Raw genomic sequence first — 26982 nt, forward strand, 5'->3', positions numbered from 1 at the left:
CCGGAGCCATCTGGCGAGCCCAGCACGGGCCCCTACCCTGGCCGCATGACCTCATCTTGAGCCGCAAGCCTTCGACCTCCCTCTTTGCCGCCCTGGCGCTTGGCGCCAGCGTCGGCCTGCTGGTGCCGGCCCTCATCGTGGGCGGGCTCTTCATCGGCCTGCGCGAGTCCAAGGTCACCGAGCAGGCGCTGCAGCGCGACATCGACGCCAAGCTCGACGTGCTGGCCAGCAGCCTGCCCGAGCTGCTCTGGAACCTCGACGCCGTGGCCGCGCGTGAGGTCGTGTCGGCCATCGTCAAGTCGCCCGAGGTGGTGCGCGTCAGCGTCAGCGATGCGTCGCAGGGCCTGCCCTTCATCGAGAACCACCTGCCCGAGCGGCGGCTGGGCAAGACGCTGACCGGCGAGCGCGACATCATGCGCGGCGCGACCCGCATCGGCCACATCCAGATCGAGATCGACGACCACCTCAGCACCGCCGCGCTGCTGCGCCAGCGCTGGCTCTACGGCGCCACGGTGGGCGGCCAGTTGCTGGTGTCGCTGGCGCTGGTGCTGTGGCTGCTGAACTCGCGGCTGTTCCGGCCGCTGCGCGTGCTGGGCGGCTTTGCCAACGACCTGGCCCAGGGCCGCTTCACCGCCAAGCTGGAGCACACCCGCCAGGACGAGATCGGCCTGCTGGGCGGCCACCTGGAGCACATGCGCGACGCGCTGCAGCAGCAGTTCGACGCCCAGCGCGCCCTCATCGAACGGCTGCGTGGCATGGCCGAGACGGTGCCCGGCGTCGTCTTCCAGCTGCGCCTGGCGGTGAACGGCGAGTTCGCGTTCGCCTACGTCAGCGAGGCGGTGCGCGAATACTTCCCCGTCGGCACCGCCGAACTGAGCCGCAGCGCCGCGCCCTGGTTCGAGCGCATCCACCCGGATGACCGCGCCGCCGTGCGCGAGAGCCTGCTGGCCTCGGCACGCAGCCAGAGCCCGTGGCAACAGGAGTTCCGCACGCCCCAGCCCGATGGTGCCGAGCGCTGGATCTACGGCAACGCCATCCCGCAGCGCGAGGCCGATGGCGGCATGCTGTGGCACGGCTTCCTGACCGACATCTCGCGCCAGCGCCGCGATGCGCTGGAGCTGGAGCGCTACCGCCACCACCTCGAAGAACTCGTCGAGGCGCGCACCGCCGAGCTGGCAGAGGCCTCGCAGGCAGCGCAGGCCGCCAGCCTGGCCAAGAGCGCCTTCCTGGCCAATATGAGCCACGAGATCCGCACGCCGATGAACGCCATCATCGGCCTGACCTACCTGGCCCAGAGCGACGCCGTCGCGCCCGTGCAGCAGCAGCGCCTGCAGAAGGTGGCCAACGCGGCGGAGCACCTGCTCAGCGTCATCAACAACGTGCTCGACTTCTCCAAGATCGAGGCCGGCAAGGTGCAGCTGGAGCAGCGCCCCTTCACGGTCGACGAGGTGCTGGACAACATCGCCAACATGACGACGCAGGCCGCCGCGGCCAAGCGCCTGCGCGTGGAGACCGACATCGCGCCGGCGCTCTCGGGCCGCGTGCTGCTGGGCGACCCGCAGCGCATCGCCGAGTTGCTGCTCAACTTTGCCGGCAACGCCGTCAAGTTCACTGAAGCCGGCTTCGTGCGGCTGGCCGTGCGGCTGGACGGCGAACCGGTCACCACCCATACGGGCACGCGGCTGCCGCTGCGCTTCGAGGTGCAGGACAGCGGCATCGGCATTGCCACCGAGGCGCAGGCGCGGCTGTTCCGCGACTTCGAGCAGGCCGACAGCTCCACCACGCGCCGCTACGGCGGCACGGGCCTGGGTCTGGCCATCTGCCGCCGCCTGGCCGAGCTGATGGGCGGCCGCGTGGGCGTGGACAGTGATCTGGGCCGCGGCAGCCGTTTCTGGTTCGCGTTGACCGTCGAGGCCACCGCCCAGGCACCGGCCGCACCGGCCGTCACGCTGCGGCCGCATTCGGTGCGCGAGCGCCTGGCCGAGCTGGCCGGCAGCCAGTCGCTGCGCATCCTGCTGGCCGAGGACAACGCGGTGAACCAGGAGGTTGCCGTGGCTCTGCTGGGCAGCGCCGGGCTGACGGTGGACGTGGCATCCGACGGCCAGCAGGCCGTCACCATGGTCGAGTCCGGCAGCTACGCCCTCGTGCTGATGGACGTGCAGATGCCCGTCATGGACGGCCTGGACGCAACCCGCGCCATCCGCCGCCTGCCCCAGGGCGCGGCGCTGCCCATCCTGGCCATGACGGCCAACGCCTTCGACGAGGAGCGCCAGCGCTGCCTGGACGCCGGCATGGACGACCACGTCGCCAAGCCCGTCGTTGCCGAGCAGCTGTTCGCGACGCTCTACGAGTGGTTGTCGGGAACACGCACCACGGCCAAAGGCCGCGACGCCTGAGCCCACCGGCTTACTGGGATTCCTTGATCAATCGGCCTGATCCGGCCTGCAGCGGCCGCGCATTCATCGGGTAAAGCCGCGAGAACACGCCGATCTGCTGGGCCGTCAGCGGCACCGGCTGGCGCAGCACCATCCACAGCACGCCCTCGCTGCAGGGCGGCGTCGTCATGGAGCCCATGTAGGTCGCGTAGCCGCGCTCGGCGGGCAACAGCTGGTTCAGGTCGATCTGCGCCTGCGCCTGCAAGGCCTCGCCCTTTTCCAGCGGCAGATTGGCCCAGACGGTCTGCAGCAGCGGCTGGGCCTTGTTGTCGGCGCCGCGCTCCAGCAGCACGGCAACGATGGCCTGGCGGCCCTGGCCGTCCTTGTGCACAAGGTGGGCCGACATGTCGAACTGCTTGCCGTTCAGGCGCTCCTCGCTCGGCCGGTGGAAGTGGAACTCCACCAGCTCGTAGCGCTTGCCCATGACCGTGATGCCGTTGCCCGGTGCGACGTTGACCTGCACCGTGTGGCCGTCGTCCAGCACCGAGAAACCGCTGGCGCGGTAGTCGAAGGTGATCGGCTCCAGGTTGACGGCGATGGCGTCGCGGATATCGATGGGGCTCTGGCGCGTGCCCACGCCGCAGGTCTTGTTTTCCGGCGCCAGGCTGGCCCAGTGCTCGGGGCCGAGGTCGCCCGCGTAGCCCCAATGCACAGGCTTTTTGACATCGGCCTTGGCCGGCTTGGCGGCGGCCTTGGACGTTGCCTTGGCCGTGGCGGCGCCTTCGCCCTTGGTGGCGAGGCGCTCCGCCAAGCGCTGGCGTAACAGTTCGACCGGCTCCTTGCCGTCCTGCGCCTGCGCGGCCAGCGCGAGCAGGCAGGCGCCAAGGGTCAGATGCTTTTTCATGCTCATCCTGCTGATTTCGGCCGACGCCGCCCCAGCTTGAGCCAGTCCGGCAGGGCAGCCGTCAGATATCGCTGCCGACCTCCTCAGACGACGCAAGCGATTGATGCGTCAGTTCGCGATAGACCGCCTGACACCGTACCAGGCCACCAGGCCCACGCACATCAGCCCGGCCGACGTGACGGCCAGGGCGATGGTGGAGTGCATGACCAGGGGCACCAGCACGCCGGCCACCAGGCCGTTGGCCGCCGAGCCTATGCAGGCCTGCAGCGATGAGGCCATGCCGCGTCGCTCGGGCACCTGGTCCAGCACCAGCAGCGTGACGACCGGCACCATCAGCGCCCAGCCGAAGGAGAAGATACCGATCAGCGGCAACGCCCACCAGGCGCTCAGCGGCACGAACAGGTTGCAGGCGACGTTGACCACCGACACCGCCACCATGATGCGGAAGCCCCGCATGATCTGGCGCTGCGGCGACATCTTGCCCGCCAGCCGGCCGCTGAACGCCGCGCCCACCATGATGCCGCCGATGGTGCACAGGAAGAACCAGAAGAACTGCGTCGGCGCGAACTGCAGGTGCTCGCCCAGGAACACCGGCGTGGCCAGCACGTAGAGGAACATGCCGTTGAACGGGATGCCGCTTGCCAGCACCAGCATCAGGAACTTGGGGCTGCTGCACAGCCGCCGGTACTCCCGCATCAGCGCCGGCACATGGAAGGGCTGCACCATGTCCGCGTGCAGCGTCTCGGGCAGCAGCCGCCAGTTGGCGACGAACAGCACCGTGCCGACGAAGGTCAGGAACCAGAAGATCGAGTGCCAGTCGGCGTGCACGAACAGGAAGCCACCGACCATGGGCGCGATGGCCGGCGCGACGCCGAAGAACAGCGTCACCTGGGACATGACGCGCTGGGCGTCCGCCGGCGGGAACATGTCGCGGATGATGGCCCGCGACACGACAATGCCGGCACCGGCCGACATGCCCTGCACCGTGCGCCAGAAGACCAGCTGGCCGACAGAGCCGGCGAGCGCACAGCCGACGCTGGCCGCCGTGAACACCCCCAACCCGATCAGCACCACGGGCCGGCGACCGAAGCAGTCCGATAGCGCGCCGTGGAAGAGGTTCATGACGGCGAAGCCGAACAGGTAGGCAGACAGCGTCTGCTGCATCTGCACCGGTGTCGCATCCAGCGCCGCCGCAATGCCCGAAAACGCCGGCAGATAGGTGTCGATGGAGAAGGGCCCGATCATGCCCAAACCGGCCAACAGCACGGACAGGGCCCAGCGGGGCGCGCGCCAGAGGCGGCTGGCTTCAGGATTCATCGGGGGGCGGTCTGGTGAGACGTGCGGGAGCCGCGGGTTGCGGCAGCGCGCCAGTGTATCGACCGGTCTCCCGGCGCGGCGCCTCAGGCCACGAAACCCCTGCGCGGCTGGGCCGTCTTGAACTGCGCGATGACGTCCAGCAGGCCGGCTGCCTGCTGCTGCAGGCTCTCGGCCGCCGCCGCGCTCTGTTCGACGAGGGCGGCGTTCTGCTGCGTGCCCTGGTCGATGGACGCGACCGACTGGTTGACCTGGCCGATGCCGCTGCTCTGCTCGTTGGCCGAGGCGTTGATCTCGGCCATCAGGTCGGTCATGCGGCTGACCTGGCTGACGATGTCGCCCATGGTCGTGCCGGCCTCACCGACGAGCTGGCTGCCCGCCGCCACCTTCTCGACGCTGGCGCCGATCAGGCTCTTGATCTCGCGCGCCGCCTGCGCGCTGCGCTGGGCCAGCGCGCGCACCTCGCCGGCGACGACCGCGAAGCCGCGCCCCTGCTCGCCGGCGCGCGCCGCCTCCACCGCCGCGTTCAGCGCCAGGATATTGGTCTGGAAGGCGATGCCGTCGATGGTGCCAATGATGTCGGCGATCTTGCGGCTGGAGTCGCTGATCTCGCCCATGGTCGTGACGACGCGCTGCACCACGTCGCCGCCGCGCCCGGCCACCTCGGTCGCCGCACTGGCGAGCTGGCTGGCCTGGCGCGAGCTCTCGGCCGTTTGCTGCACGATGGACGTCATCTGCTGCATGGACGCCGCCGTCTGCTGCAGCGAGCTGGCCTGCTGCTCGGTGCGGCTGGACAGGTCGTGGTTGCCGCTGGCGATCTCCTGCGAGGCCGTGGCGATGCTGTCGGCCGACTGGCGCACGCGGCCCACCATGTCGACGAGACCGTCGTTCATGCGCTTGAGCGCCGTCAGCAGCTGGCCGGTCTCGTCGGTGCTGTCGATGACGATGTTGGAGCTCAGGTCACCCGAGGCCACCGCCTCGGCCAGGTGCACGGCGCGCGCCAGCGGCCGCGTCACGGCGTTGCTCAGCGTCCAGCCCAGCAGCACCGCAGCGGCCACCGCGACGGCACAGACCAGCAGCAGCACGACGCGGTCGCTGCTGTAACCCTGCTCCGCCAGCAGCACGCGCTCACGGCCTTGCTCTTCCTCGTTGTTGATGAATTCGTTGGTCGCCTTCAACAGCGCGGCCAGCAGCGGCCGGCATTCCTTGTTCATCTTGGCGATGGCCTCGTCGCGCTTGCCGTCCAGCGCCATGCCGACGATGGCCAGCGCCACCGGGCCGTACTGGGCCTCGACGCGCTCGATCTCGGCGAAGACGGCCTTGTCTCGCTCGGCCAAGTCCGTGGCCTTCGCCATGGCGGCCCTGAGCGTGCCCAACGATTTCTGCGTGTCTTCGTGGGCCTTCGTGACCGCCGCCTTCTCGACGTCCCGGTCGGCCGCCTCGGTGACCAGCACCAGGTTGCGCGCCGCGATCGCACGCCGTGTGGCAAAGCCGCGCAGGTCGGTCGCCAGGCGCTCGCGCTGGCCGACGCTGGTCAGGTAATCGGCAAAGCGGTCATTTGATCGGCTCAGCGAGTTGAGCGCCAGCCCGGACACCAGCAGCACGACGGCCGCCAGCAAGGCAAAACCAAGCATCAGCTTGGACCGCAGGCGCAAATTCTTCAGATTCATGACAACTTCCCTTGCTTGGCCCAAACGCAGCGCGACATCACGCCGCGCAACTCGGGGCGCTATGGCTCATTCACTTTCGGCGACGCATCGGCGAATCTCAAGCAGACCCGCAGCAGGGGGCGTGACTTAGGGCCACAAGGTGGGCGAGCCGCCGCAGGGATGCGGCCGCGGGAGCCCACGCGTCGCCTCCGGGGCACCGCCGTTGGTGCCGGGCTCAGCTGCCGGGTCTTCGCCCGGTCAACTCGACTGTCGGCGCAATGGCGGCATCGCGCCATGCCCTAACGTCACATCAACGTGAAATCCAGCGCATTCGCCTGGATGAAATGAAGAAAGAGTGAAGCAAGCCGATAGGCCGGATTCTGTGCACCACCCTAACCTTGCGGTTGAGATGATGTGACCGCCATTCCTCTGGGCCGGGACTCACGCCCCGGCTCGGTGCCACCTACCCGCCAGCTCTGCGAGCCGCATCAACGCTGGCCTACTTGGTGTTGCTGCGCGTAGAGATTGCCCGTTGCACCCGGTCTCGGTGACTGCGTCTCCGATCCCGCAGGGCTTACGCCCTGCCCGCCCCGCGCCTCCTGCCAAGAGCAAGCTCTCCACAAGAAGGAACCTTTGCGAAGTGGCTTTCGCCCCTTCGCAGGTCCGGACGACCGACTCGTCTCTGTTGCTCTGATCCTCGGCTTTCGCCGGGCAGCCGTTAGCTGCTACGCCGCTCTATGCAGTCCGGACCTTCCTCCAGGGCCATGTTTCCATGGTCGCCCCAGCGGCGGTCTGGCTTGCTTCACCAGCGCATTGTCCCTCACGGCACCAGGAAGTTGCCGATCTCGCAAGGTGCCGCGCCTCGCGGGCCGCAGCGCAACGTGGTCAGCGTCGCGCCGCCGTTGCTGTAGCGCTGCCAGCTGCCGTCACGTGTCTGCTCGCCGGCGCCATCCGCCTGCCAGGCCGCAAGCAGCTGCGCCTGCGTGGCAGCCACCCACACACGCAGGCCGGTGCTGGGGTTGGGCGAGTCATCATCCAGATCGATGCCTGTCTGCCATTCCACGCGCTGCGTCGGCCACCGCGCGTAACGAGCGCCCGTCAGCTGCACTTGCACTTGGGCGTAGCGCCGCACGTGGCCGCGCGACTGCGACTGCAGCTCGCATTGCCAGCCGGTCAGCGTCACGTGCGCGCGCAGCCGCGCCGGCAATGGCGGCAGCACGCGCGCCTCGGTGCAGCGGCGGCCGCCCTGGTCCGCCGCGGCCGACAACCAAGCATTCAGCGCGACGGCATCCGCCTGCTCCGGCGCCACCTGCAGGCTCGCCAGCGCGACGCCCGGCACCGTCAGCAGCAACGCGGCCCATCCTCGTTTTGAAATCATCCCCATCCGCCCAGCATAGGCGGCCCGGCGGCTAGCATCCGCACCACGCCCAAGGAGCCCACCCATGAAAGCCACCAGCATCCTCGACACCATCGGCAACACGCCCCACATCCGCCTGCAGCGCCTGTTTGCCGGTGCGGAGGTCTGGGTCAAGTCCGAGCGCAGCAACCCGGGCGGCTCGATCAAGGACCGCATCGCGCTGGCCATGATCGAGGACGCCGAGGCGCAGGGCCTGCTCAAGCCCGGTGGCACCATCATCGAGCCAACCTCCGGCAACACCGGCGTCGGCCTGGCCATGGTGGCGGCGGTCAAGGGCTACAAGCTCATCCTCGTCATGCCCGACAGCATGAGCGTGGAGCGCCGCCGGCTGATGCTGGCCTATGGCGCGAGCTTTGACGTGACGCCGCGCGAGAAGGGCATGAAGGGCGCCATTGCCCGCGCCCGCGAACTGCTGGAGCAGCACCCGGGCTCGTGGATGCCGCAGCAGTTCGAGAACGGCGCCAACCCGGCCGTGCACGCGAAGACGACGGCGCAGGAAATCCTGCGCGACTTCCCCGATGGCCTGGAAGCGCTGATCACTGGTGTCGGCACCGGCGGCCACATCACCGGCTGCGCCCAGGTGTTGAAGGCGGCCTGGCCCGATCTCAAGGTCTACGCTGTCGAGCCCAGCGCCTCGCCCGTCATCAGCGGCGGCCAGCCCAGCCCGCACCCCATCCAGGGCATAGGCGCGGGCTTCATCCCGGCGGTGCTGGACACGGCGGCGCTGGACGGCGTCATCCTCGTCGAGGCCGAGGCGGCGCGTGAATACGCCCGCCGCAGCGCCCGCGAGGAAGGTCTGCTCGTCGGTATCTCCAGCGGCGCCACACTGGCCGCCATTGCGCAGAAGCTGCCCGAGCTCGCACCCGGCGCGCGGGTGCTGGGCTTCAACTACGACACGGGCGAGCGCTACCTGTCGGTGGACGGCTTCCTGCCAACCTGAGCCCACCCCGTACCGGCTTCGCCGGCCCCCTCAAGGGGGCGCCGCTGGCGGCCTGGCAAAGCCAGTTCCGCGGCGGCCACTCGGAAATTCAACTATTCGCCAGCGTCTTCCGCGTCGACACCCTCGTTGTCCTTGCGTGCCTGCTTGGCCAGCTCGGCCTTCAGCGGCTTCAGCGCCTCGATGAGGTCTTCCGGCGGCTTGGGCGAGGCCAGGCGCAGCGCCGGGGGCGGCAAGCTGGCCAGGTAAGGCGGGCCGAAGACGTATTGCTGCTCCTGGCGGCCGCCGATCTGCAGGCCCAGGCCCAGCAGCAGCAGGGCGGCGATGCCGATGTTCAGCGTGCGCCGTGCGCCCGGCCAGACTAGGCGGGCATGCCAGGCGATCAGCGCCGCGCCGGCCAGCGGCACCGCCAGGCCATCCAGCACCATCAACCTCGGCAGCGACAGCGAATAAGCCACGGCGGGCAACAGCCACTCCAGCACCTGCAAGCTGACGATGACGAGCAGGGCCCGGCGCAGATGCGTCGTGAACGGGAAGCGGTGCTGGAAGATCTGGCTGGCCAGCGACCACAGCCCGGCCCAGCCGAGCAAGAAGGCCAGCGGCCCAAGCAGCGTCGCGGCGTAGTCGACCCAGCGCGTGTCGGGGTCGGACTCGCTCCAGCGGTCCACCCACTGGAAGAACAACATGGCGAGGATCAAGGCCGGCAGCAGCGCCCAGTGGCGCACCGGGTGCACGACGAGGGTCTGCTCGGGCGCAAGCTCGTCGGCGCTGGTGCGCAGGCGCAGCGAGCTGCCGGCGAGCTGGAAGGCGCCGCCGGCGGGCAGCGCGGCCTCTTCGCCCGCGCCCAGGCGCCGGCCGGCGACCGAGCCGCCGTTGCGCGTGTCCAGCAGCCTGAGCACGACGCGGCCCTGGTCGCCGACGTGCAACTCGGCATGCTCGGCAGCAACATGGGCGTCGTCCAGCACGATGTCGCAGGCCGGCGAGCGGCCGATGCGCACCGGCCACTGCGTCACGCGCTGCACGAGGGCGACACGGCCGTCGCGGCCCAGCAGTTCGACGACGGCGGCGGCTGGCGTGGCGGCGGGCATCACTTGGCCTTCGAGCTGTTCGTCCACGCGAAGCCCTCCAGGTAATGCGCCGCGAGCTTGAGCGCGTTGTCAAAGCTGACGCCACGGGCGTCGAAGCGACCGAGCGCACCCTGCTCGGCAGCATCCACCGTCGTCACGAGGACGCTGAGGTCATGCAGGCCGTCGAGCTTGCGGTAGGCGCGCAGGCAGACGACGGCGCGCAGCGGCAGGCCGTCGCGATCGACGAACTGCTCCTTGCAGTGGGCTGCGGTGCGGGACTTGTCCGAGCCGCCCAGGCGTTCGTTGCGGAAGCTCTTGGAGTACTGGCGTGCAAAGCGCAGCGCGCCCAGCTTGGCGCCGTCATAGGCTTCGTGGGACATGTCCAGCCAGCCGGTCTGCAGGTTGCCACCGACGAACAGGGCATGGTCCATGCGGCATTGCGAGCGCTCGAACTCCAGGCCCTTGGTGTCGGCCGGCGTGCTGCTGCCCCAGCAGCGCATGAAGTCCTGCTTGGGCACCGGCAGGCGGTAGCGGTCGTGGTTGGCGCTCTCCCAGGGCAGGGCCAGGAAGCGCGTGACCAGTTCGTCCTGGTAGCGCGTGAGCTGGTCGCGCAGCCGGCTCCAGGCCGCCGTGCGTATGGGCTTGGCGGCCAGGCTGCGCTTGACGATGGCTTCAGCGAACTGGCCGGGCACGAGGAAGCTGACCTGCTGCGCGAACAGCATCGTCGACACGTTGACGCCGACGACCAGGCCTTCTTCGTCCAGCACCGGTCCGCCGCTCATGCCGGGGTTGATGCCGCCGGCGTAATAGATGAGCGGGTCGAAGCTGCGCTCCACCAGGCCGTTGTAGTTGCCCTCGACGACGGCGAAGGCGACGTCGTGCGGGTTGCCCATGGAGTAGATGCGCTCGCCCTTGGCCAGCGGTTGGCTCTGCGGCCGGAAGGCCAGCGCGCCGCGGCCCTTCAGGCCAGCGCCCTTGCCGTCGTCCACCGCGCGCAGCAGGGCCAGGTCGCGGCGGGCGTCGAAGTCCAGCAGCTCCAGTGCGCCGCTCTGGCCATCGGTCGTCGCGTAGCGCAGCCGGTAGCTGTCAGGCTCCAGCGCGAACTGGCTGATGACGTGGTAGTTGGTGACGACATGGCCGTCGTCGCTGACGAGAAAGCCCGAGCCGACCGAGGCCTGGCTGTCCTGGGTCTTGATCAGCGTGCGGATCTGCAGCAGTTGGCCCTTGCTGCGCTCGTACAAGCGCCGCGCGCTGGCGGACACGGTCGCCGGCGGGGCCGGCTGCGCCTGTGCGGCGCTCGCGGGCGCCGAGGCCGGAAGCCCAGGCCGGAGTGGTAGCGACTGCGCGCCGACCACGCAGGCCAGGCCCGCGAGGGCGAGGCCCAATAACGGCTTCAAACAGAACTTCATCAACAAACGACACCTCCCGGGGTGGGCGCCGATGCTAGCCGCTTTGCGCGCCGGGCCCGGTCGTCAGCCCCCGGAACGCGCGTGACGCATTCGCCGGCCCGCAGCCGGCTGCGCTCATCCGTGCCCGAAACGCACCTGGTTGGGCGTCTTCTCGGGCTGCAGCTGGAAGGCTTGCGGGTGCTTGCGGAACAGCTTGGTCGACGGCGCCGTCTTGGGCAGCAGGCCGGCCTCCTTCAGCGCCTTGGCGGCGGCGCCGAGGTCGTGCCACTGGCCGTCGGCCAGCTTGGGCAGCAGGGCCAGGATGGCGTTGACCTCCCTGGCGGCGGCGACCTTGGCGTCGACCGGTGCGGCAGCGACGGCCGGCTTGGGCGCGGGCGCCGGGGCCGGCTTCTGTACCGACGCCGGAGCGGGGGCCGGCGTCGGCTTGGGCGCTGGCGCCGGGGCCGCAGCCTTGGGCGGCGCCGCCTTCTTGGCGGCGGGCCTGGGCGCGGCAGCCTTCCTGGCCGGCTCCCGCCTGGGCGAAGGCTTGCCGCTGTCATGGGCCAGTTCGTTGAACTGGTCGTAGATCTGGATGACGCCGTCGCCCGTCTTGCCCTGCTGGCCGAAGCCGCGCAGCCAGGCGCCCTTCTCGCGCAGCCTCAGCACCAGCGGCGCGAAGTCGCTGTCCGACGACACCAGCACGATGACGTCGGGCTTCTCGGTGATGGCCAGGTCCATCGCGTCGACGGCCATGGCGATGTCGGTCGAGTTCTTGCCGATGGCCAGGTTGACGATGGCGCGCAGGCCCAGGCGCTTCAGGAAGCCCTGGTGGTTCTGCGCCTGCTCGGCATTGCAATAGGCGCGGCGGATATGGACGGCTTCGTAGTCCTTGAAGGCCATCTGTAGTGCCTGTTCGATGACGTCGGTGGCGACGTTGTCGAAGTCGACGAGGAAGGCAACTTTCTTCATCAGATCAGTTTCCAGTTCAGTTGTTCGCCGCCGCGCAGCGGCTTGAGTTGCGCCTCGCCAAAGGGCACGGCGCTGGGCAGCGTCCAGGGCTCGCGCTTGAGCGTGACGGTGCCGGTGTTGCGCGGCAGGCCGTAGAAATCGGGACCGTGGTGGCCGGCGAAGGCATCGAGCTTATCCAGCGCGCCGATGCCCTCGAAGGCCTCGGCATACAGCTCCAGCGCCGAGATGGCCGTGAAGCAGCCGGCGCCGCAGACCGAGTTCTCCTTCAGCTGGGCCGCGTGCGGCGCGCTGTCGGTGCCGAGGAAGAACTTCGGCAGGCCCGAGGCAACAGCCTTCAGCAGGGCCTGGCGATGCTCCTCGCGCTTGAGCACGGGCAGGCAGTAGTAATGCGGGCGCAGGCCACCGGTGAAGATGGCGTTGCGGTTGTAGAGCAGATGCTGCGGCGTGATGGTGGCGGCGGTGAAGCGGTCGGCGGCAGTCACGTACTGAGCCGCTTCCTTGGTCGTGATGTGCTCGAAGACGACCTTGAGCTCCGGCATGGCCGCGCGCAGCGGTTGCATGACACGCTCGACAAACACGGCCTCGCGGTCGAAGACGTCGATGTCGCCGTCGGTCACCTCGCCATGCACCAGCAGCAGCAGGCCCTCGCGCTGCATGGCTTCCAGCGTGGCATAGGTCTTGCGGATGTCGGTGACGCCGGCATCGCTGTTGGTCGTCGCGCCCGCGGGATAGAGCTTGAGGGCGACCACGCCGGCATCCCGGGCGCGCTTGATCTCGTCGACCGGCGTGTTGTCGGTCAGGTAGAGCGTCATCAGCGGCTGGAAGTCCAGGCCTTCGGGCACGGCTGCCAGGATGCGCTCGCGGTAGGCCACGGCCTGCGCGGCGGTCGTGACCGGCGGGCGCAGATTGGGCATGACGATGGCCCGTGCGAACTGGCGTGCCGTGTAGGGCAGCACGCTGGCCAGCGCCGCTTCGTCGCGCAGGTGCAGATGCCAGTCGTCCGGCCGGGTGAGGGTGAGGATGTCGGTCATGGGGCGCGATTGTCGTTCGCCCCATGGCTGAGCAGGGGCATGCATCCACGCGCCGGGGTCGGCGCGTATAAACCCACCGCCCCACCCCCCCGGAGATGTCATGACCCGCCCTGCCCTCGTGCTCGTCACCGCCACCGCGCTGCTCGCCGCCTGCGCCACCGAACCCATGGAGCCTCTCGGCCCGCTGGCCAAGGAGACGATCTACGCGGTCACGACGACCAACCAGTTGGTCCAGTTCAACGCCGGCCAGCCGCAGAAGACGCTGTCCACCAAGGCGCTGACCGGCCTGGCCGCCGGCGACACCTTGCTGGGCATCGACTACCGCGTCGCCAAGGGCCAGCTCTTCGGCCTGGGCGCCAGCGGCCAGCTCTACCGCATCGACACCAAGACCGGTGCAGCCAGCGCCGTCGGCACGCCCGTGGGCCTGCCCGTGGGCGCGACCGAGTGGGGTTTCGACTTCAACCCGACGGTGGACCGCATCCGCGTCGTCAGCGACAGCGGGTTCAACATGCGCCTGCATCCCGACACGGGTGCCGTCGTCGACGCCGACCCCAACACGCCCGGCCTGCAGCTGGACGGCCGGCTGGTGTTCGACGCGAGCGACGTGAACGCCGGCAAGGCGGTCAGCATCGTCGCGGCCGGCTACACCTACAACAAGGACAACGACAAGATCACCACCAACTACGCGCTGGACGGACGCCAGGGCGTGCTGGTGCATCAGGGCAGCAAGGAAGGCGTGCAGCCGCCCGTGTCGCCCAACACCGGCCGGCTGTGGACGGTGGGCTCCCTGGGCGTGGGCTCGTTCGACAAGGCGACGCTGGACATCTCGGACCTGTCCAACGCGGCCTACTCGGCCATCACCACCGGCGGCAAGTCGGTCTGGTATCGCGTTGATCTGGCCACCGGCAAGGCGACGCGCATCGGCAGCATCGCGGCCGGGCCCGTTGTGGGCGCAGCCATCGAGCCCTGATCAGGCGGCGCCGCGCGCCTGCTGGCTGGCGAAGTAAGCCACCTTGCGGGCGCGCATGACCTCACCCAGAGGCCGGTGCGCGGCGAGCGACTGCCAGGGGTCGAAGACACCAGCCTCGACGTGGGCGGCGAAGTCCGCGTCGGCCGACGGTGCCGCCAGCGTCAGCTCGGCCACGTCGACGAACGGCGCGACGGACTCGGTCCATTCGACGCTGGCGTCCTCGACGGGCGTGCGCGCCTCGTCGACAAAGAACTGCAGCTGCAGCCGGTACCTCAGCGGCCCGGCGGCGGCATGTGCGGCGAGGTCGCCAGCCCAGTCGCCGTTGACGTCGGCACGCGGCTTCAGCGCCGACGGCGGCAACAACCGCAGCTTGACGGCAGCAGGGCCGCAGCTGATGGGCAAGGTGCTGGCAAAAGCCTCGGTGGCAAAACCGCTGAAGGGCTTGCCGGCCGTCGCGGCCAGGCGTTTGAGCTGCTTGAACCCACCGACCAGGCCGAAGGTCTTGAACACCCAGGCCAGCACCGCCGCAGGACCGTTGCCGGCGGCCAGCACGAGGCCGAAGAAGTGGCGGCTGTCGGGGAAGGCAAAGGCCGTCTGGTTGATCAGCGACAGGTCCTGATGGTCGGTGCGGCCACCAAGGGCCGACTCGCCATCGACACCGAAGACACGCATCGCAAAGCCGCGGATGTCGGGCCGACGGTTGCTTTGCTTGTCCATCGCGCCGTTGGACAGGCGCACCCAAACTTCATGCTCGCCCGGCGTGGCGAAGAGACCGTGGCGGGCATGCGCGGGCAGGCCGTCCAGCACGCGCAGCCGGCCGCGCACGGCGGCCACCGCCTTGCGGTGCAGCGCGCGGCCGGCGCCGAAGTGCTCGTCCTTGCGCTTCTGCATGTCGGCCATGGCCCGCGCGGCTTCAGCATGACGGGCCGCCTCGTCGGCTGAAATGACTTCCTTCCATCCCGTGCCGACGCTGCTCATGGCGCGCTCCTGATCAGTGCTGAAGGATCTTGGCCAGGAAGTCCTTGGCGCGCGGCGAGCGCTCCTCGGGCTTGTTGAAGAAGTCGCTGCTGCTGCAGTCCTCGATGATCTTGCCCGCGTCCATGAAGATGACGCGGTGGCTGACCCGCTTGGCAAAGCCCATCTCGTGCGTCACGCACATCATGGTCATGCCCTCATGGGCCAGCTGCACCATCACGTCCAGCACCTCGCCCACCATCTCGGGGTCCAGCGCCGAGGTGGGCTCGTCGAACAGCATGACGATGGGGTCCATCGACAGCGCCCGCGCGATGGCCACGCGCTGTTGCTGGCCGCCCGACAGCTGACCGGGGAACTTGTCCTTGTGGACCGTCAGGCCCACGCGGTCCAGCATCTTCAGGCCACGCGTCTTGGCGTCTTCCGCCGAGCGGCCCAGCACCTTGATCTGGGCGATGGTCAGGTTCTCGGTCACCGACAGGTGGGGAAAGAGCTCGAAGTGCTGGAACACCATGCCCACGCGCGAGCGCAGCTTGGGCAGGTTGGTCTTGGGGTCGGCGATGGAGATGCCGTCGACGACGATGTCGCCCTTCTGGAAGGGCTCCAGCGCGTTGACCGTCTTGATCAGCGTCGACTTGCCGGAGCCCGACGGCCCGCAGACGACGACGACCTCACCCTTCTTGATGGACGTGGTGCAGTCGGTCAGCACCTGGAAGGCGCCGTACCACTTGGAGATGTTCTTGATGTCGATCATGGCGGACTCAACTCAATTCAACGAATGATGGCGATCTTCTTCTGCAGCCTGCGCACCAGTTGCGACAGGCCGAAGCAGATGACGAAATAGACGACGGCAGCGACGAGATAGGTTTCGACCGGGCGGTTGAAGTTCTTGCCCGCGACCTCGAAGCCCTTGAGCAGGTCGTACTCGCCGACCGCGTAGACCAGGGAAGTGTCCTGGAACAGGATGATGGTCTGGGTCAGCAGCACCGGAAGCATGTTGCGGAAGGCCTGGGGCAGCACGACCAGCTTCATCGTCTGGCTGTAGGTCATGCCGACGGCATAGCCGGCGTTGACCTGGCCCTTGGACACCGACTGGATGCCGGCCCGCATGATCTCGGAGAAGTAGGTCGCCTCGAACAGCGTGAAGGTGATGAAGGCCGACATCTGCCCGCCCAGCGGCCCGAGCAGCTTGGGGATCAGCAGGAAGAACCACAGGATCACCATCACCAGCGGGATGGAGCGCAGCGTGTCGACATAGAAGGCCGCCGGCACCGACAGCCACTTGTGGCTGGACAGCCGCATCATCGCCAGCAGCGTGCCGAGGATGATGCCGCCGATCATGGACACCAGCGTCAGCTGAATGGAGAACCAGAAGCCCTTGGCGACAAAGCTCTGGATGACCGCCCAGTTCAGGAAGGAATAGTCGAGATTGAGCATCACTTGGCTCCTGCCTGGCCAGGGATGCGCACACGCGCCTCGATGAACTTGGCGATGCGGTTTATCGCAAACGCCGAGATGAAGTACAGCGCCGTGACGGGGATGAAGATCTCCTCGAAGTGAGACGTTTCCTCCGAGGCCTGCTGCGCGAACTGCGCCAGCTCCGGGATGCTGACCGCAAAGGCCACGGCCGAGTTCTTGACGATGTTCATGCTCTCGCTCGTCAACGGCGGGATGACGATGCGAAACGCCATCGGCAACAGCACGTAGCGATAGGTCTGGGGCAGCGTCATGCCCACGGCCTGGCCGGCGTACCGCTGGCCGGTGGGCAGGGTCTTGATGCCGGCCTTCACCTGCTCGCCGATCCGGGCGCTCGTGAAGAAGCCCAAGGCAAAGACGATCAGCACCGACGGCGGCACCGCCTCACGCAAGGTCGGGAACAGCGCGGGCAGCACGTGGTACCAGAGGAAGACCTGCACCAGCAGCGGGATGTTGCGGAACAACTCCGTCCACGCCTCGCCGAAGCGCACCAGCCATTTGTTGGGCGCCGTCCGGATGATGCCGATCAGCGAACCCACGACCAGCGCCAGCAGCAGCGCCAGCAGCGAGACGCTCAGCGTCCAGCCCCAGGCGCCCAGCATCCATTGCAGATAGGTCTGCTCCTTGCCGCCGGGGCCGAAGCAGCCGGCGATGGCCTCCCCGGTGGCGGTGTCATTGCAGTAGAACTGCCAGTCCCAACTCATGGCGACTCCCTCAAGCCTGTCGTCTAAAGCAAAGCGGGTGCCAGGCACCCGCTTTGCGGTGGTTCAGAGCAACGCGCGCATCACTTCTTCGCGGCGTAGTCTTCCATCGGCTTGTCGTTGGGGTTGGCCCAGGCGTCCTTGGTCGCCGGGGACAGCGGCAGGCCGATCTTGGTGTTGGTCGGCGGGATGGGCTGCAGGAACCATTTGTCGTAGGTCTTGGCCAGTTCGCCCGACTTGATCTGCGCCTTGATGCTGTCGTCCACGGCCTTCTTGAACGCCGGGTCGTCCTTGCGCATCATGATGGCGATGGGCTCGACATTCAGCACCTCGCCGACGATCTTGAAGTCCGCCGGGTTCTTGGACGTGGCGATGTTCTTGGCCAGGATGGAGCCGTCCATGACGAAGGCATCGGCGCGGCCGGAGTCCAGCAGCAGGAAGCTGTCGGCGTGGTCCTTGCCGAACACTTCCTTGAAGTCCACGCCGGTGGCGCGCTCGTGTTTGCGCAGCGTCTGCACCGAGGTGGTGCCGGTGGTCGTGGCCACCGTCTTGCCGTTGAGCTGATTGATCGCGGTGATGCCCGAGTTGGCCTTCACGGCGATGCGCACTTCCTCGACATAGGTCGTCACGGCGAAGGCAACGTCCTTCTGGCGTCCGACGTTGTTCGTCGTCGAGCCGCACTCCAGGTCGATGGTGCCGTTGACCGTCAGCGGGATGCGATTGGCCGACGTGACCGGCTGGTACTTGGTTTCGAGCTTGCGGCCGAGCAGCTTTTCCAGGTCGGCGACGACCTTGGTGCAGACGTCGATGTGATAGCCGACGTACTTGCCGTCACCGATGGTGTACGAAAGACCCGAGGACTCGCGAACACCCATGGTGATGACGCCACTGTCCTTCAGCTTCTTCAGCGTGTCTTCGGCATGCGCGGCGGAAACACCGGCCAGCAGGGCTGCGACGAGCAAAACTTTCTTCATGGAGACTCCAACAACAGGTAGTGAAATCGATAGCAGCCCTGAGCAGACCACGCCGTGCACTCAGCCCGAATACGGGTTTTCACGATCCATGCACAGCTGCAATGACCTCATGCCGCCGACGCAAGATAGTCCCACAGCGCCTGCGCCGCAGGCTTCTGGCGGCGCGACGCCTCGGGCCGCTCGCGGTAGATGCGCAGTTCCATGCTGACGCTGAACGTCCCCGGCGCCGCCGCCGGCACCAGCCGACCGCCAGCCAGCTCCTTCTGCACCGAACTGGCCGGCAGGAAAGCCAGGCCATGCCCTTCGACCGCCATGGCCTTCAGGCCCTCGGCCATGTCAGTCTCGTAGATCGCGTCCAGGTTGAGCGCGCAGTCGGCCTGCTTGACGATGAGTTCGACGATGCGGCCCAGATAGGCGCCGGCCGCATAGCTCAGGAAGGGGATCTTCTGCCCCGGCCGTCCCGGCAGCCGGAACATCGGCTCGCCCTGGGCGTCTGCCCGGGCGTAGGGCGACAGGGTCTCGTGACCCAGCGAGACCATCTGGTAGCGCTCCGGGTCGAGCTGCAGAGGCTGGCTGGCGTGGTGGTAGACCAGCAGCAGGTCGCAGTTGCCTTCGCTGAGCTGCAGCATCGCGTCATGCACATTGGCCGCATTCAGCCGGCACTTGATCGCCCCGAAGCCGCGGCGCAGGCTCATCAGCCAGTGCGGGAAGAAGCTGAAAGCCAGCGAATGCGGCACGGCGAACTCAATCATGTCCTGGTCGGCCGCCTGATGGCTGCGCAGCATGTTGCGCGTCGCCTGCAGATTGCCCAGCAGATCCACGGCCTGAGCCAGCAGCGTCGCGCCGGCGGCCGTCAGTCGGGTCGGGTAGGACGAGCGATCCACCAGATCCACGCCAGCCCAGGCCTCCAGCGCCTGGATGCGGCGCGAGAACGCCGGCTGAGTCACATGACGCAGCTGGGCCGAGCGGGAGAAGCTGCGCGTCTCAGCCAGGCTGACGAAGTCTTCAAGCCATTTGGTTTCCACCCAGGGCAGTGTAGCCACGGCGATAGCCCCCCCTAAGCCAGGTCCCCGAAGGCCTTTGCCCCCTTAACTGAAGGGGCGCCGCGCCGCGCAGGAAGGAAGGGCTTGTTTAAAGTCCAGATCACAAACCCAACTCGAAATCCACGGACGGAGAACGCCATGCGCGCAACGAGCAAACTTTTGGCCCTGGCCTTGACGGCAGCACTGCAGCCGGCCGTCGCCGGCGTGGTTCCGCTGACCTTTGAAGACTTCAAGGCTACCGAAGATAACGACGGCCTCCTCAAACTGACGGATCAATACATCAAGGATGGCATCGTGTTCTCCGGCGCCGCCTGGGCTCAGGTCCATTCGCCGTACCCTGGTTCTGATCCTGTGTGTGGCAGTGACGGTGTCGCGAAGTTCGTCCCTCACGATGGCGGCTGCGTTGCACTGGCATTGAACGGCGGCGGCAGCTTCCGTCTCAACTTCGCGCCGGGCTTCATTTCGGGCACGTCGATGTTTTACTCGGCACTCGAGGGCGCCGGCGTCAAGATCAGGCTGTACGAAGGCGAGAACGGCACCGGAAACAGCACGCTACTGCAAGGCCTAGGTCTGACGGAGGCGAACTGCACCACCGTCCGTGGCGCCCGCTTCTGCAACTGGGATCTGTTGACACTCACCTTCGACGGCATCGCGCGCTCCATGGACGTGTCGGCCACCGATCAATCACTGATGCTGGACGATTTCAGCTTCGTTCAGTCCGGCACGACCACGCCCCCCGGCCGCCTGCCGGAACCCGCCAGCCTCGTGCTCGCCTTCAGCGCCCTGGGTGCCCTGGGCTGGGCCCGCAAGCGCGCGGCTCGCTGAACCAAGCAGGCCCCTTGCCTCGCCAGAACGACCGCCACGGCGGTCGTTTTTCATTGGCGGCGCACTATTTCTTCTTCTGCGGATAGATGGTCTCGCCGCGCTTGAGCATCTCGACGAAGGTTTCGATCTTGCGTTTGCGACCGGCTTCCGTCTTCAGGTTGTGGACGCGGAAGGCCAGCGCGATGCGGTTCTGCTCACTGAGACCGGCGAGCATCTTGCGCGCCTTGGGCTCGGCGTCGATGGCGGCCTGCAGGTCGTCGGGAATCTTCATGGCCTGACCGCTGGCATAGGCGCGCGCCCACCGCCCGTCGGCCTTGGCGGCCTCGACTTCCCGCAGCCCGTGAGGCGTCATGCGGCCTGCCTTGATCAGCCTTTCGACATTGGCGATGTTGATCTGGCTCCAGATGCTGCGGCTGCGGCGGGGCGTGTAGCGCTGCAGGAAGCTGGTCTCGTCCAGCCCCTTGCGGATGCCGTCGATCCAGCCCCAGCACAGCACCACGTCGATGCCCTGCTTGGCCGTGATCGAGGCCAGCCCCGAGCCGACCTTGTGGATCTTGACCCACACCTCGGCCCGCTGATCGTGATGAGCCGCGAGCCAGTCATAGAAGGCCTGCTCATCACGAAACTCGCGCACGCTGTCCGGGTTGATCACTGTCGGGGCCACGGGCTTCCTTCCATCCGCACTGAGGGCGGCGCCAGTCTACTCAGCGCCCGGAGCTCAGCATCGGGAACGGGTCGGGATAATCCGCCTCGACCTCTTTCCAGCCACTCGTCGGGCCTCGATGCGCCATCTGCACCCAAAGGCGAGTCCTAGCCTTGGTTAGCCCCCGGATGAATATTTCAGACGCCATACCCGGCACGCCCGCCCGCCTGCGCAACCAGCGCGACTACGTGCGCCTGCTCGGTGCCCGGGTGACAGGCGGCGCGGCCAACCAGATGCTGATGGTGGCGCTGGGCTGGCAGATGTACGACCTGACCGCCAGCGCCTGGGACCTGGGGCTGGTGGGCCTCGCGCAGTTCCTGCCCGCGCTGCTGCTGACGCTGCCGGCGGGCCACTTGGTGGACCAGCGCGACCGCCGCCTGCTGCTGGCCGCCAGCCTCAGCCTGCAACTGCTCACGGCCGCGAGCCTGGCGTTTGCCAGCGCGGGCGGCTGGGTAGGGCCGAACCTCATCCTGATGCTGTCCGTGCTGCTGGGCTGCGCGCGCGCGTTGCAGATGCCCGCCCAGCAGGCGCTGATGCCCTCGCTGGTGGCGCCGGCCCTGCTGCCGCGCGCCGTTGCCGCCGCCAGCTCGACCATGCAGGCCGCCATCATTGCCGGCCCGGCCCTGGGCGGCGCCCTCTATGCCCTCGGGCCCTGGGCGGCCGGCCGCATCGCGCACAGCACGTCGGCCAGCGCCGCCGCGCACTGGGGCGCGGCCATCGTCTACGGCGTGTCGCTGCTGCTGCTGGCCGCCGCCGTGGCCGCCGTGCTGACCATCCGCCACCGGCCCGCGCCGGCCCGCCGCAACGCACCTGGCTTTGCGCAACTGACGGCCGGCATCCGCTTCATCTGGCAGCGGCCCGTCGTGCTGGGCGCGATCTCGCTGGACCTGTTCGCCGTGCTGCTGGGTGGCGCGACGGCGCTGCTGCCCATCTTTGCGCGGGACATCCTGCACACCGGTCCCGAGGGCCTGGGGCTGCTGCGCTCGGCGCCCGCGCTGGGCGCTGTTGTCGTGGGCCTGTGGCTGGCCCGCAATCCCATCGCCCGCCGCGCCGGCCACTGGCTGCTGGGCGCCGTGGCGGTGTTCGGCTTCTCGATGATCGCCTTCGCGCTGACGACGACCTTCCTCGTCGCCTTCGTCGTGCTGGCCGTCAGCGGCGCGGCCGACATGGTCAGCGTGGTTATCCGCCAATCGCTGGTGCAGTTGGAAACCCCGGACGACATGCGCGGCCGCGTCGGCGCCGTGAACTCGGTCTTCATCGGCGCCAGCAACCAGCTCGGCGAGTTCGAATCCGGCGCCACGGCCGCGCTGATCGGCCCGGTGGGCTCGGTGCTGCTGGGCGGCGTCGGCGTGCTGGCCATCGTCGCGCTGTGGTGGCGGCTGTTCCCGGCGCTGGCGCAGCGAGACAGCCTGCAGCCCCAAGTGGCCTAGGGGAATCCTCACCGCGAGCCGTCCTCCTTCTGCACGAGGACTCGCAGACGTGGGGGTATGAATCCAGCATGTCGCGGCCTACTGTCCCCAGACACAAACGCCCGCTTCGGGCACTTGGAGACATCGATGGCCACAAGTCGCTACCCGGAAGCCCAGCTCATGATCGCCCGCGAGGAGCTCGTCGAGCACGCCCTCGTCGGCGTGCTCAAGAACGCCACGGCGGGCATCCCGGTGCTGCGCGACTGGGTGGCCGGCACCGTCCGCAAGACCCCGCTCGTCATCTACGACATCAACGGCCAGCCGCTGTTCTACGACTTCGAGGTCGGCAAGACCGGCCAGGTCTTCGGCAACGTGCGCGTTGCGGCCAGCCAGGTGCTGGGCACGGGCGTCGTCTCCTCCGAGATCGGCGAGCGGGCGTGGAACTTCGACGCGGCAGTGAAGAAGCTCACGCCGCTGGTCAAGCGCGAGTTCAAGGGCGCCAAGATCGCCGAGCCCAAGCTCGTCTGCTACAGCTACCCCAAGCTCGGCGTGATGTTCGAGATAGACGGACCGCAGGGACCCGCCCGGGCCATCTACGACGTCGCCTCCTTCGCCCGCGTGCCCGAGCGCAAGGACGACAGCCGCGAGGGCTTCTATGCCTGGTCGGTCTACGACGCCATTCCCGACCCCGAGCGCAAGCAGCGCGTCGCCCGCTTCAAGAAGATCGAGGCCGAGCGCGTCAGCATCAAGCCCGCGCTGCGCAAGGAGATCACGGCGGCCCGTGTGCTCACGCCGGTGGTGGGCAAGCTCGGCGGGACGGTGGCGCAGAACGTCACCCACCTGCTGGAGTTCTGCAACCACTACGGCCACACCCACGCGCGCTCGCRCCACTGTTTCGCGCTGCACGGCCAGCAGGTCAACGACTACTGTTCTGTCGCCACCTGCCAGATGATCCTGTGCTTCTACCGCTACTACTACACGCAGGACCAGATCGCCCCGGCCCTGGGCTACAGCGCCGGCGACGGCTGCCCGCGCGACGTCAGTGCCGGCTACAAGTCGCTGACCTGCAACCACCTGGATTCCAGCTTCGACGAAGACGCCACCTGGGAGAAGGCGCGCGACCAGATCAACCTGCACCGGCCCTTCAAGAGCGGCATCTCCGGCCATGCGCGTGCCTGCGCCGGCTACTCGCATGCGCGCTGGTCCTTCGGCGGCAGCACCACCGACAAGAAGCTCTACATCTACGACCCGTGGCCATGGAACGCCGACTACGCCCTCGGTGGCGCGATCACCTGGGAGGATTGGGACGCCGTGACTCACACCAACTATGTCTACGCAAACATCGATTGCGCCTGAGGATCCAGAGCAACTTCGCCAGGCCGTCGCCCGCGCTGTAGGTGCCGAACCCGTCGCCAGCGACCCGCGCATGGCGGCCTTGCGAGATGCAGAAATCGGCACGCCACTGCTGGCGGGCGACGACGACGGCATGCCGGCGTTCTGGCTGGTGCCCCTGCTGCAAGGGGACAGTGCCTGCGGCTACGCGCGCGTCGATCTCGGCGGGCGCGTGGCGCAGGTCAGCGCCTTTGGAGCCGGGGCTGGTGACACGGCAGCGTGGCCACCCGCGCAGTACTTCAGCGGGCCGCCTCGGCGGCTCGTCGACGAAGTGCAGGCCCGACACCCGGATGTACCGCTGAGCGCTGCAAGATTTTCCTTCGACGCCAGCCCGGCACGCTGGGCCTGGCGCATCGCCATCGGCGAACCGGCAGACAGAATCGCCTACCTTGCCCACGACGGCTGGTACGAGAAGCCGGCGCGCGCCGTCCGCTCCGGCCTGCGCTAGATTCCTGGTCGGGTTTGCAAAGCAACGGCCGGGCACGTCGCCCGAACTTTCCTGAGCGTCATTCATGCGCATCGCCACCTACAACATCAACGGTCTGAACGCCCGCCTTCCCGTGCTGCTGCGCTGGCTTGAGAAGACCCAGCCCGACGTCGCCTGCCTGCAGGAGTTGAAGTCGCCGCAGGAGCGCTTTCCAAGGGAGGAGTTGAAGGCGCTCGGCTACGAGGCGGTCTGGCACGGCCAGAAGAGCTGGAATGGTGTGGCCGTCCTCGTGCGCGGACAGGCGCCCATCGAGGTCCAGAGAGGACTGCCGGAAGACCCTGACGACACCCAGAGCCGCTACCTCGAGGTCGATGTGGGCAGCCTCAAGGTGGTGTGCCTTTATCTGCCGAACGGCAACCCGGCCCCTGGCCCGAAGTACGACTACAAGCTGCGCTGGATGGAGCAATTCATCCTGCACGCCGCGAAGCTGATTGAAGGCGACATGCCGGTGGTGCTGGCCGGGGACTACAACGTCATCCCCACAGCGCGCGACGTGTACAAGCCCGAACGCTGGGTCGATGACGCGCTCTTCCGCACGGAGACGCGCGAGGCGTTCGAGCGGCTGGTCTCACAGGGCTGGACCGATGCGATCCGGGCGCTCCATCCCGACGCCACGATCTACACCTACTTCGACTACTTCAGGAACGCCTTTCAACGCCACGCCGGCTTGCGCATTGATCACCTGCTGCTGAACCCGTCGCTGGCGCCGCGGCTGCGTGCAGCGGGCGTTGACCTTGATGTGCGCGGCTGGGAAAAGTCCAGCGACCATGCGCCAGTGTGGATCGAGCTGGACTGAAGCCTCGCGCGTCAGCCCCGCTTGCCCTGTAGATATTGCTCCACCTTGGCGGCTCGGTCGCCCACCTCGGCAACCGCCTGCTTGAGTTGCTCGGGAGTGACGCCGAACCTTGTGGCCCAGTCGCGCAGCTCATAGTCCTCGTTGACATTGATGCGTTGACGGTCCTGGCCGCCGGTCTCTGACTTGTTGTCTGGCATGTTCGTGCTCCGGCTTGTGGGTGTCGATAAAGGGCAAGGCCCGGTGGCCGGGCCTTGCCGAGTCGGTCAGTGCGGGTCGCCGGCCAGGCCCATCAGTTCGGCCTTGCGCGCGGCGATCTCCTCGCCGAGCGCATCCAGGTCGAGGTCGGACTTGCGGATCTTGGGAAACATCTCGCCCTCCTCTTCCTTGACGTGGTGGTCGATGTACTCGCCCAGGACCTTGACCTTGGCGTCGTACAGCGGATCGTCCGGCGAGCCGGATTCGATCTGGGCGATCAGCTCCTTCGCGCTGGCATGCTCGACGTCGGCCTCGTCGACCAGGTCCTCGTCTTCGCCCAGCACCTCGCGAGCGCGCGGATAGAAGAGTTCCTCTTCGGCGGTCGCATGGGCGGTCAGCATCACGCAGATCTGCGCGGCGACGACTTGCTTCTCTCCCGCCTCGGCTTCGGCCTTGACGAGCTTGTCGTAGGCCTTGAAGAGCGCCTTCACTTCGCGGTGGTCGGTGATCAGGAGATCGATCGCGTCGGGAGCTTCACCGCCACGGGCCTTGGAACCGGTGACGGGTTTGGTGGATGCGCCCTTGGACGCCTTGGCTGAGGTTTTCGTTGTGGTTGGCATGTGATTTCCTACTGGCTAGTGGCAAAAGTGCCGCGCGCGCCGGCGAGCCGCGCGGCTCGAAGGTCAGTCCGTATCCGCAGAGATCGCGGCACGAAGCCGCGATGCATCCGACGGCAAAAGACGTTCCTGCGTTGCCGAGATCAACTCTGTCGCTCGCCGGAAAGTGGCTGCGTCCTACAGGTCGGATCGGGACGCTTGTTCGATGCTTTGCGCTCACTTGATCGCTGCTGCAAGGGCGCAATTGGGCGCGATGTCAGTTGAGCCGCACAGAAAGGAAAGCCATGACCGAAAGCCTCATCGACGTTCACAACGGCATCACCTTCAAAGTGGAAGCCGTTCCACAGGGCGACCTGTTCGCGGGACGCTTCACGCTGCTGGGCGCGGTTGCGGCTGTGGCCAGTGGGGCGGACGACAGCTATCGCCCCACGACGGACAACGCCTGGGCCACGCCCGCTGAAGCGTTGACCTATGCCACCGAGGCTGCTCACCACGCCATCGAAGGCATTCCCGCGTTTGAAGGTCGACCGAGATAGGCGCACGCACAAACAAGGGTGCTCTGGGAACGAGCCTTGCCACGCCCATGTTGCGACCGCAGGGCCACTCGTCGGCCTCGCGGCAGCCAGGGCGCTCCCGTTTCGAGGGGCGTTCCACCCACCGCTTCCCAAGGAGATTTCCATGAGCGATGTCAGCACTACCGGCCCCGTCATCTCGTCCTCGGACGTCGAGGGCACCCAGGTCTACAACCGTCAGGGCGACACGCTCGGCTCCATCGATGACCTCGTCATCGACAAGGTGTCCGGCCGTGTGCGCTATGCGGCGCTTGAGTTCGGCGGCTTCCTCGGCATGGGCACCGACCGCTATCCGGTGCCGTGGAACACGCTCAAGTACGACACCGGCAAGGACGGCTTCGTGGTCGACATCGACAAGTCGACACTGGAGAACGCACCCCGCTACACGGACGACGCCCGACCGGAATACACCGAGGAGTACGGACGCAAGGTCTACGACTTCTACGGCGAGACCTGGGTGTAAGCCAACGAACGTCGACCTGCAGATTTTGCTGTCGACTTTGGAAGAAATCCTCGCCGGCGCGCCCTCGGGGCGCCGCTCGCGAAGTTGCTCGCGCTAAAAACAACGCGCCTGCCTTGTGACGCCGGCGCTCAAGCGCTCCACGGCGCTGTTGATGAAGCTTGTGCGAGAGCCGCGCTCCGCCCAGGTCACAGCGCGTGCTTTCTCGGTTCAGCGGTTTAACTATTAAATGAAGTAAGCACTAGGCAGTGTCCAGTGCGCGACGTTGTGCGTGATGAACTGCGGCTTTTTCTCTAGATATACCTGGGGAGTTCGCGACGCCTGTCGAGCTGTTTGGCC

General features: G+C 67.6%; 27 protein-coding genes and 1 other RNA gene. 10 read left to right on the plus strand and 18 right to left on the minus strand.

From position 1 onward, the window contains the following. Window positions 1-56 precede the first annotated feature (56 nt). The gene (locus ACXRVZ_RS10795) at window positions 57-2396 is read left to right on the plus strand and encodes a response regulator (RefSeq protein ID WP_457419303.1); all 2340 of its coding nucleotides are present in this window, start codon (window positions 57-59) and stop codon (window positions 2394-2396) included. Window positions 2397-2406: 10 nt separating this feature from the next. Here the strand turns inward: ACXRVZ_RS10795 and ACXRVZ_RS10800 are convergent, their stop codons facing one another. From ACXRVZ_RS10800 to ACXRVZ_RS10820, 5 genes are all read right to left on the minus strand, one after another. Next, complete coding sequence (locus ACXRVZ_RS10800; RefSeq protein WP_457419305.1) at window positions 2407-3279, minus strand: carbonic anhydrase; 873 nt, start codon at window positions 3277-3279, stop codon at window positions 2407-2409. Window positions 3280-3387: 108 nt separating this feature from the next. After that, window positions 3388-4596, minus strand: a complete 1209-nt coding sequence (locus ACXRVZ_RS10805) for a multidrug effflux MFS transporter (protein WP_457419307.1) — start codon at window positions 4594-4596, stop codon at window positions 3388-3390. 83 nt (window positions 4597-4679) lie between these two features. Next, on the minus strand, window positions 4680-6263 hold the full coding sequence (locus ACXRVZ_RS10810) for a methyl-accepting chemotaxis protein (RefSeq protein ID WP_458232412.1): 1584 nt from the start codon (window positions 6261-6263) through the stop codon (window positions 4680-4682). A gap of 332 nt (window positions 6264-6595) precedes the next feature. Further along, an RNA gene (gene rnpB / locus ACXRVZ_RS10815) (RNase P RNA component class A) lies at window positions 6596-7046 on the minus strand. Between the two features lie 16 nt (window positions 7047-7062). Then, window positions 7063-7620: a hypothetical protein gene (locus tag ACXRVZ_RS10820; RefSeq protein ID WP_457419311.1), complete on the minus strand. Its 558-nt coding sequence runs from the start codon at window positions 7618-7620 to the stop codon at window positions 7063-7065. Between the two features lie 64 nt (window positions 7621-7684). Between ACXRVZ_RS10820 and cysK the strand changes: the two genes are divergently transcribed. Then, a complete protein-coding gene (gene cysK / locus ACXRVZ_RS10825; RefSeq protein WP_458232413.1) occupies window positions 7685-8599 on the plus strand; it encodes a cysteine synthase A in 915 nt (304 codons plus the stop codon). A 92-nt stretch (window positions 8600-8691) separates the two neighbouring features. On the opposite strand, the gene ACXRVZ_RS10830 is transcribed toward cysK, so the two are convergent. From ACXRVZ_RS10830 to pyrC, 4 genes are all read right to left on the minus strand, one after another. Beyond that, a complete protein-coding gene (locus ACXRVZ_RS10830; RefSeq protein ID WP_457419315.1) occupies window positions 8692-9711 on the minus strand; it encodes an FHA domain-containing protein in 1020 nt (339 codons plus the stop codon). Further along, the gene (locus tag ACXRVZ_RS10835) at window positions 9684-10925 is read right to left on the minus strand and encodes a S1 family peptidase (RefSeq protein WP_457419317.1); all 1242 of its coding nucleotides are present in this window, start codon (window positions 10923-10925) and stop codon (window positions 9684-9686) included. The genes ACXRVZ_RS10830 and ACXRVZ_RS10835 overlap by 28 nt, the downstream gene beginning before the upstream one ends. A 261-nt stretch (window positions 10926-11186) precedes the next feature. Next, a complete protein-coding gene (locus tag ACXRVZ_RS10840; protein ID WP_457419319.1) occupies window positions 11187-12020 on the minus strand; it encodes an NYN domain-containing protein in 834 nt (277 codons plus the stop codon). Continuing rightward, window positions 12020-13051 carry a dihydroorotase gene (pyrC, locus tag ACXRVZ_RS10845; protein WP_457419322.1) on the minus strand — a complete coding sequence of 344 codons (1032 nt, stop codon included), beginning with the start codon at window positions 13049-13051 and terminating at the stop codon, window positions 12020-12022. Before pyrC ends, ACXRVZ_RS10840 begins: the two co-directional genes overlap by 1 nt. 100 nt (window positions 13052-13151) lie before the next feature. Between pyrC and ACXRVZ_RS10850 the strand changes: the two genes are divergently transcribed. Continuing rightward, window positions 13152-14021 carry a DUF4394 domain-containing protein gene (locus ACXRVZ_RS10850; RefSeq protein WP_457419324.1) on the plus strand — a complete coding sequence of 290 codons (870 nt, stop codon included), beginning with the start codon at window positions 13152-13154 and terminating at the stop codon, window positions 14019-14021. Here ACXRVZ_RS10850 and ACXRVZ_RS10855 read toward each other — a convergent pair whose 3' ends face one another. The 6 genes from ACXRVZ_RS10855 to ACXRVZ_RS10880 form a co-directional block, all read right to left on the minus strand. After that, the gene (locus tag ACXRVZ_RS10855) at window positions 14022-14999 is read right to left on the minus strand and encodes a catalase (protein ID WP_458232414.1); all 978 of its coding nucleotides are present in this window, start codon (window positions 14997-14999) and stop codon (window positions 14022-14024) included. A gap of 13 nt (window positions 15000-15012) precedes the next feature. After that, window positions 15013-15747: an amino acid ABC transporter ATP-binding protein gene (locus ACXRVZ_RS10860; protein ID WP_457419328.1), complete on the minus strand. Its 735-nt coding sequence runs from the start codon at window positions 15745-15747 to the stop codon at window positions 15013-15015. Window positions 15748-15764: 17 nt separating this feature from the next. Then, window positions 15765-16430 carry an amino acid ABC transporter permease gene (locus ACXRVZ_RS10865; RefSeq protein ID WP_457419330.1) on the minus strand — a complete coding sequence of 222 codons (666 nt, stop codon included), beginning with the start codon at window positions 16428-16430 and terminating at the stop codon, window positions 15765-15767. Then, complete coding sequence (locus ACXRVZ_RS10870) at window positions 16430-17173, minus strand: amino acid ABC transporter permease (protein WP_457419332.1); 744 nt, start codon at window positions 17171-17173, stop codon at window positions 16430-16432. The genes ACXRVZ_RS10865 and ACXRVZ_RS10870 overlap by 1 nt, the downstream gene beginning before the upstream one ends. Window positions 17174-17253: 80 nt before the next feature. Continuing rightward, a complete protein-coding gene (locus tag ACXRVZ_RS10875) occupies window positions 17254-18144 on the minus strand; it encodes an amino acid ABC transporter substrate-binding protein (protein ID WP_457419334.1) in 891 nt (296 codons plus the stop codon). A gap of 107 nt (window positions 18145-18251) precedes the next feature. Beyond that, window positions 18252-19169: a LysR substrate-binding domain-containing protein gene (locus ACXRVZ_RS10880; RefSeq protein WP_458232420.1), complete on the minus strand. Its 918-nt coding sequence runs from the start codon at window positions 19167-19169 to the stop codon at window positions 18252-18254. 156 nt (window positions 19170-19325) lie between these two features. On the opposite strand from ACXRVZ_RS10880, the gene ACXRVZ_RS10885 reads away from it, so the two are divergent. After that, complete coding sequence (locus ACXRVZ_RS10885; protein ID WP_457419336.1) at window positions 19326-20012, plus strand: hypothetical protein; 687 nt, start codon at window positions 19326-19328, stop codon at window positions 20010-20012. Between the two features lie 64 nt (window positions 20013-20076). Here the strand turns inward: ACXRVZ_RS10885 and ACXRVZ_RS10890 are convergent, their stop codons facing one another. Beyond that, the gene (locus tag ACXRVZ_RS10890; RefSeq protein WP_457419338.1) at window positions 20077-20676 is read right to left on the minus strand and encodes a YdeI/OmpD-associated family protein; all 600 of its coding nucleotides are present in this window, start codon (window positions 20674-20676) and stop codon (window positions 20077-20079) included. A 167-nt stretch (window positions 20677-20843) separates the two neighbouring features. Here ACXRVZ_RS10890 and ACXRVZ_RS10895 point away from each other — a divergent pair, with 167 nt between their 5' ends. From ACXRVZ_RS10895 to xth, 4 genes are all read left to right on the plus strand, one after another. After that, a complete protein-coding gene (locus ACXRVZ_RS10895; RefSeq protein ID WP_458232415.1) occupies window positions 20844-22145 on the plus strand; it encodes an MFS transporter in 1302 nt (433 codons plus the stop codon). A 126-nt stretch (window positions 22146-22271) separates the two neighbouring features. Further along, on the plus strand, window positions 22272-23480 hold the full coding sequence (locus ACXRVZ_RS10900) for a hypothetical protein (RefSeq protein WP_458232416.1): 1209 nt from the start codon (window positions 22272-22274) through the stop codon (window positions 23478-23480). A gap of 70 nt (window positions 23481-23550) precedes the next feature. Beyond that, window positions 23551-23964, plus strand: a complete 414-nt coding sequence (locus ACXRVZ_RS10905; RefSeq protein WP_458232417.1) for a hypothetical protein — start codon at window positions 23551-23553, stop codon at window positions 23962-23964. A 64-nt stretch (window positions 23965-24028) separates the two neighbouring features. Next, complete coding sequence (xth, locus tag ACXRVZ_RS10910; RefSeq protein WP_457419346.1) at window positions 24029-24799, plus strand: exodeoxyribonuclease III; 771 nt, start codon at window positions 24029-24031, stop codon at window positions 24797-24799. A gap of 11 nt (window positions 24800-24810) precedes the next feature. Here xth and ACXRVZ_RS10915 read toward each other — a convergent pair whose 3' ends face one another. Continuing rightward, the gene (locus ACXRVZ_RS10915; protein WP_457419348.1) at window positions 24811-24996 is read right to left on the minus strand and encodes a DUF3606 domain-containing protein; all 186 of its coding nucleotides are present in this window, start codon (window positions 24994-24996) and stop codon (window positions 24811-24813) included. Between the two features lie 66 nt (window positions 24997-25062). After that, window positions 25063-25614: a hemerythrin domain-containing protein gene (locus ACXRVZ_RS10920; protein ID WP_457419350.1), complete on the minus strand. Its 552-nt coding sequence runs from the start codon at window positions 25612-25614 to the stop codon at window positions 25063-25065. Window positions 25615-25895: 281 nt separating this feature from the next. Here ACXRVZ_RS10920 and ACXRVZ_RS10925 point away from each other — a divergent pair, with 281 nt between their 5' ends. Together ACXRVZ_RS10925 and ACXRVZ_RS10930 are read left to right on the plus strand one after the other, a co-directional pair. Beyond that, the gene (locus ACXRVZ_RS10925; protein ID WP_457419352.1) at window positions 25896-26147 is read left to right on the plus strand and encodes a hypothetical protein; all 252 of its coding nucleotides are present in this window, start codon (window positions 25896-25898) and stop codon (window positions 26145-26147) included. Between the two features lie 142 nt (window positions 26148-26289). After that, entirely contained in the window at window positions 26290-26646 is a 357-nt protein-coding gene (locus tag ACXRVZ_RS10930) for a PRC-barrel domain-containing protein (RefSeq protein ID WP_457419354.1), read from the plus strand. Window positions 26647-26982 lie beyond the last annotated feature (336 nt).

The sequence above is a fragment of the Roseateles sp. P5_E8 genome, from assembly GCF_054177665.1.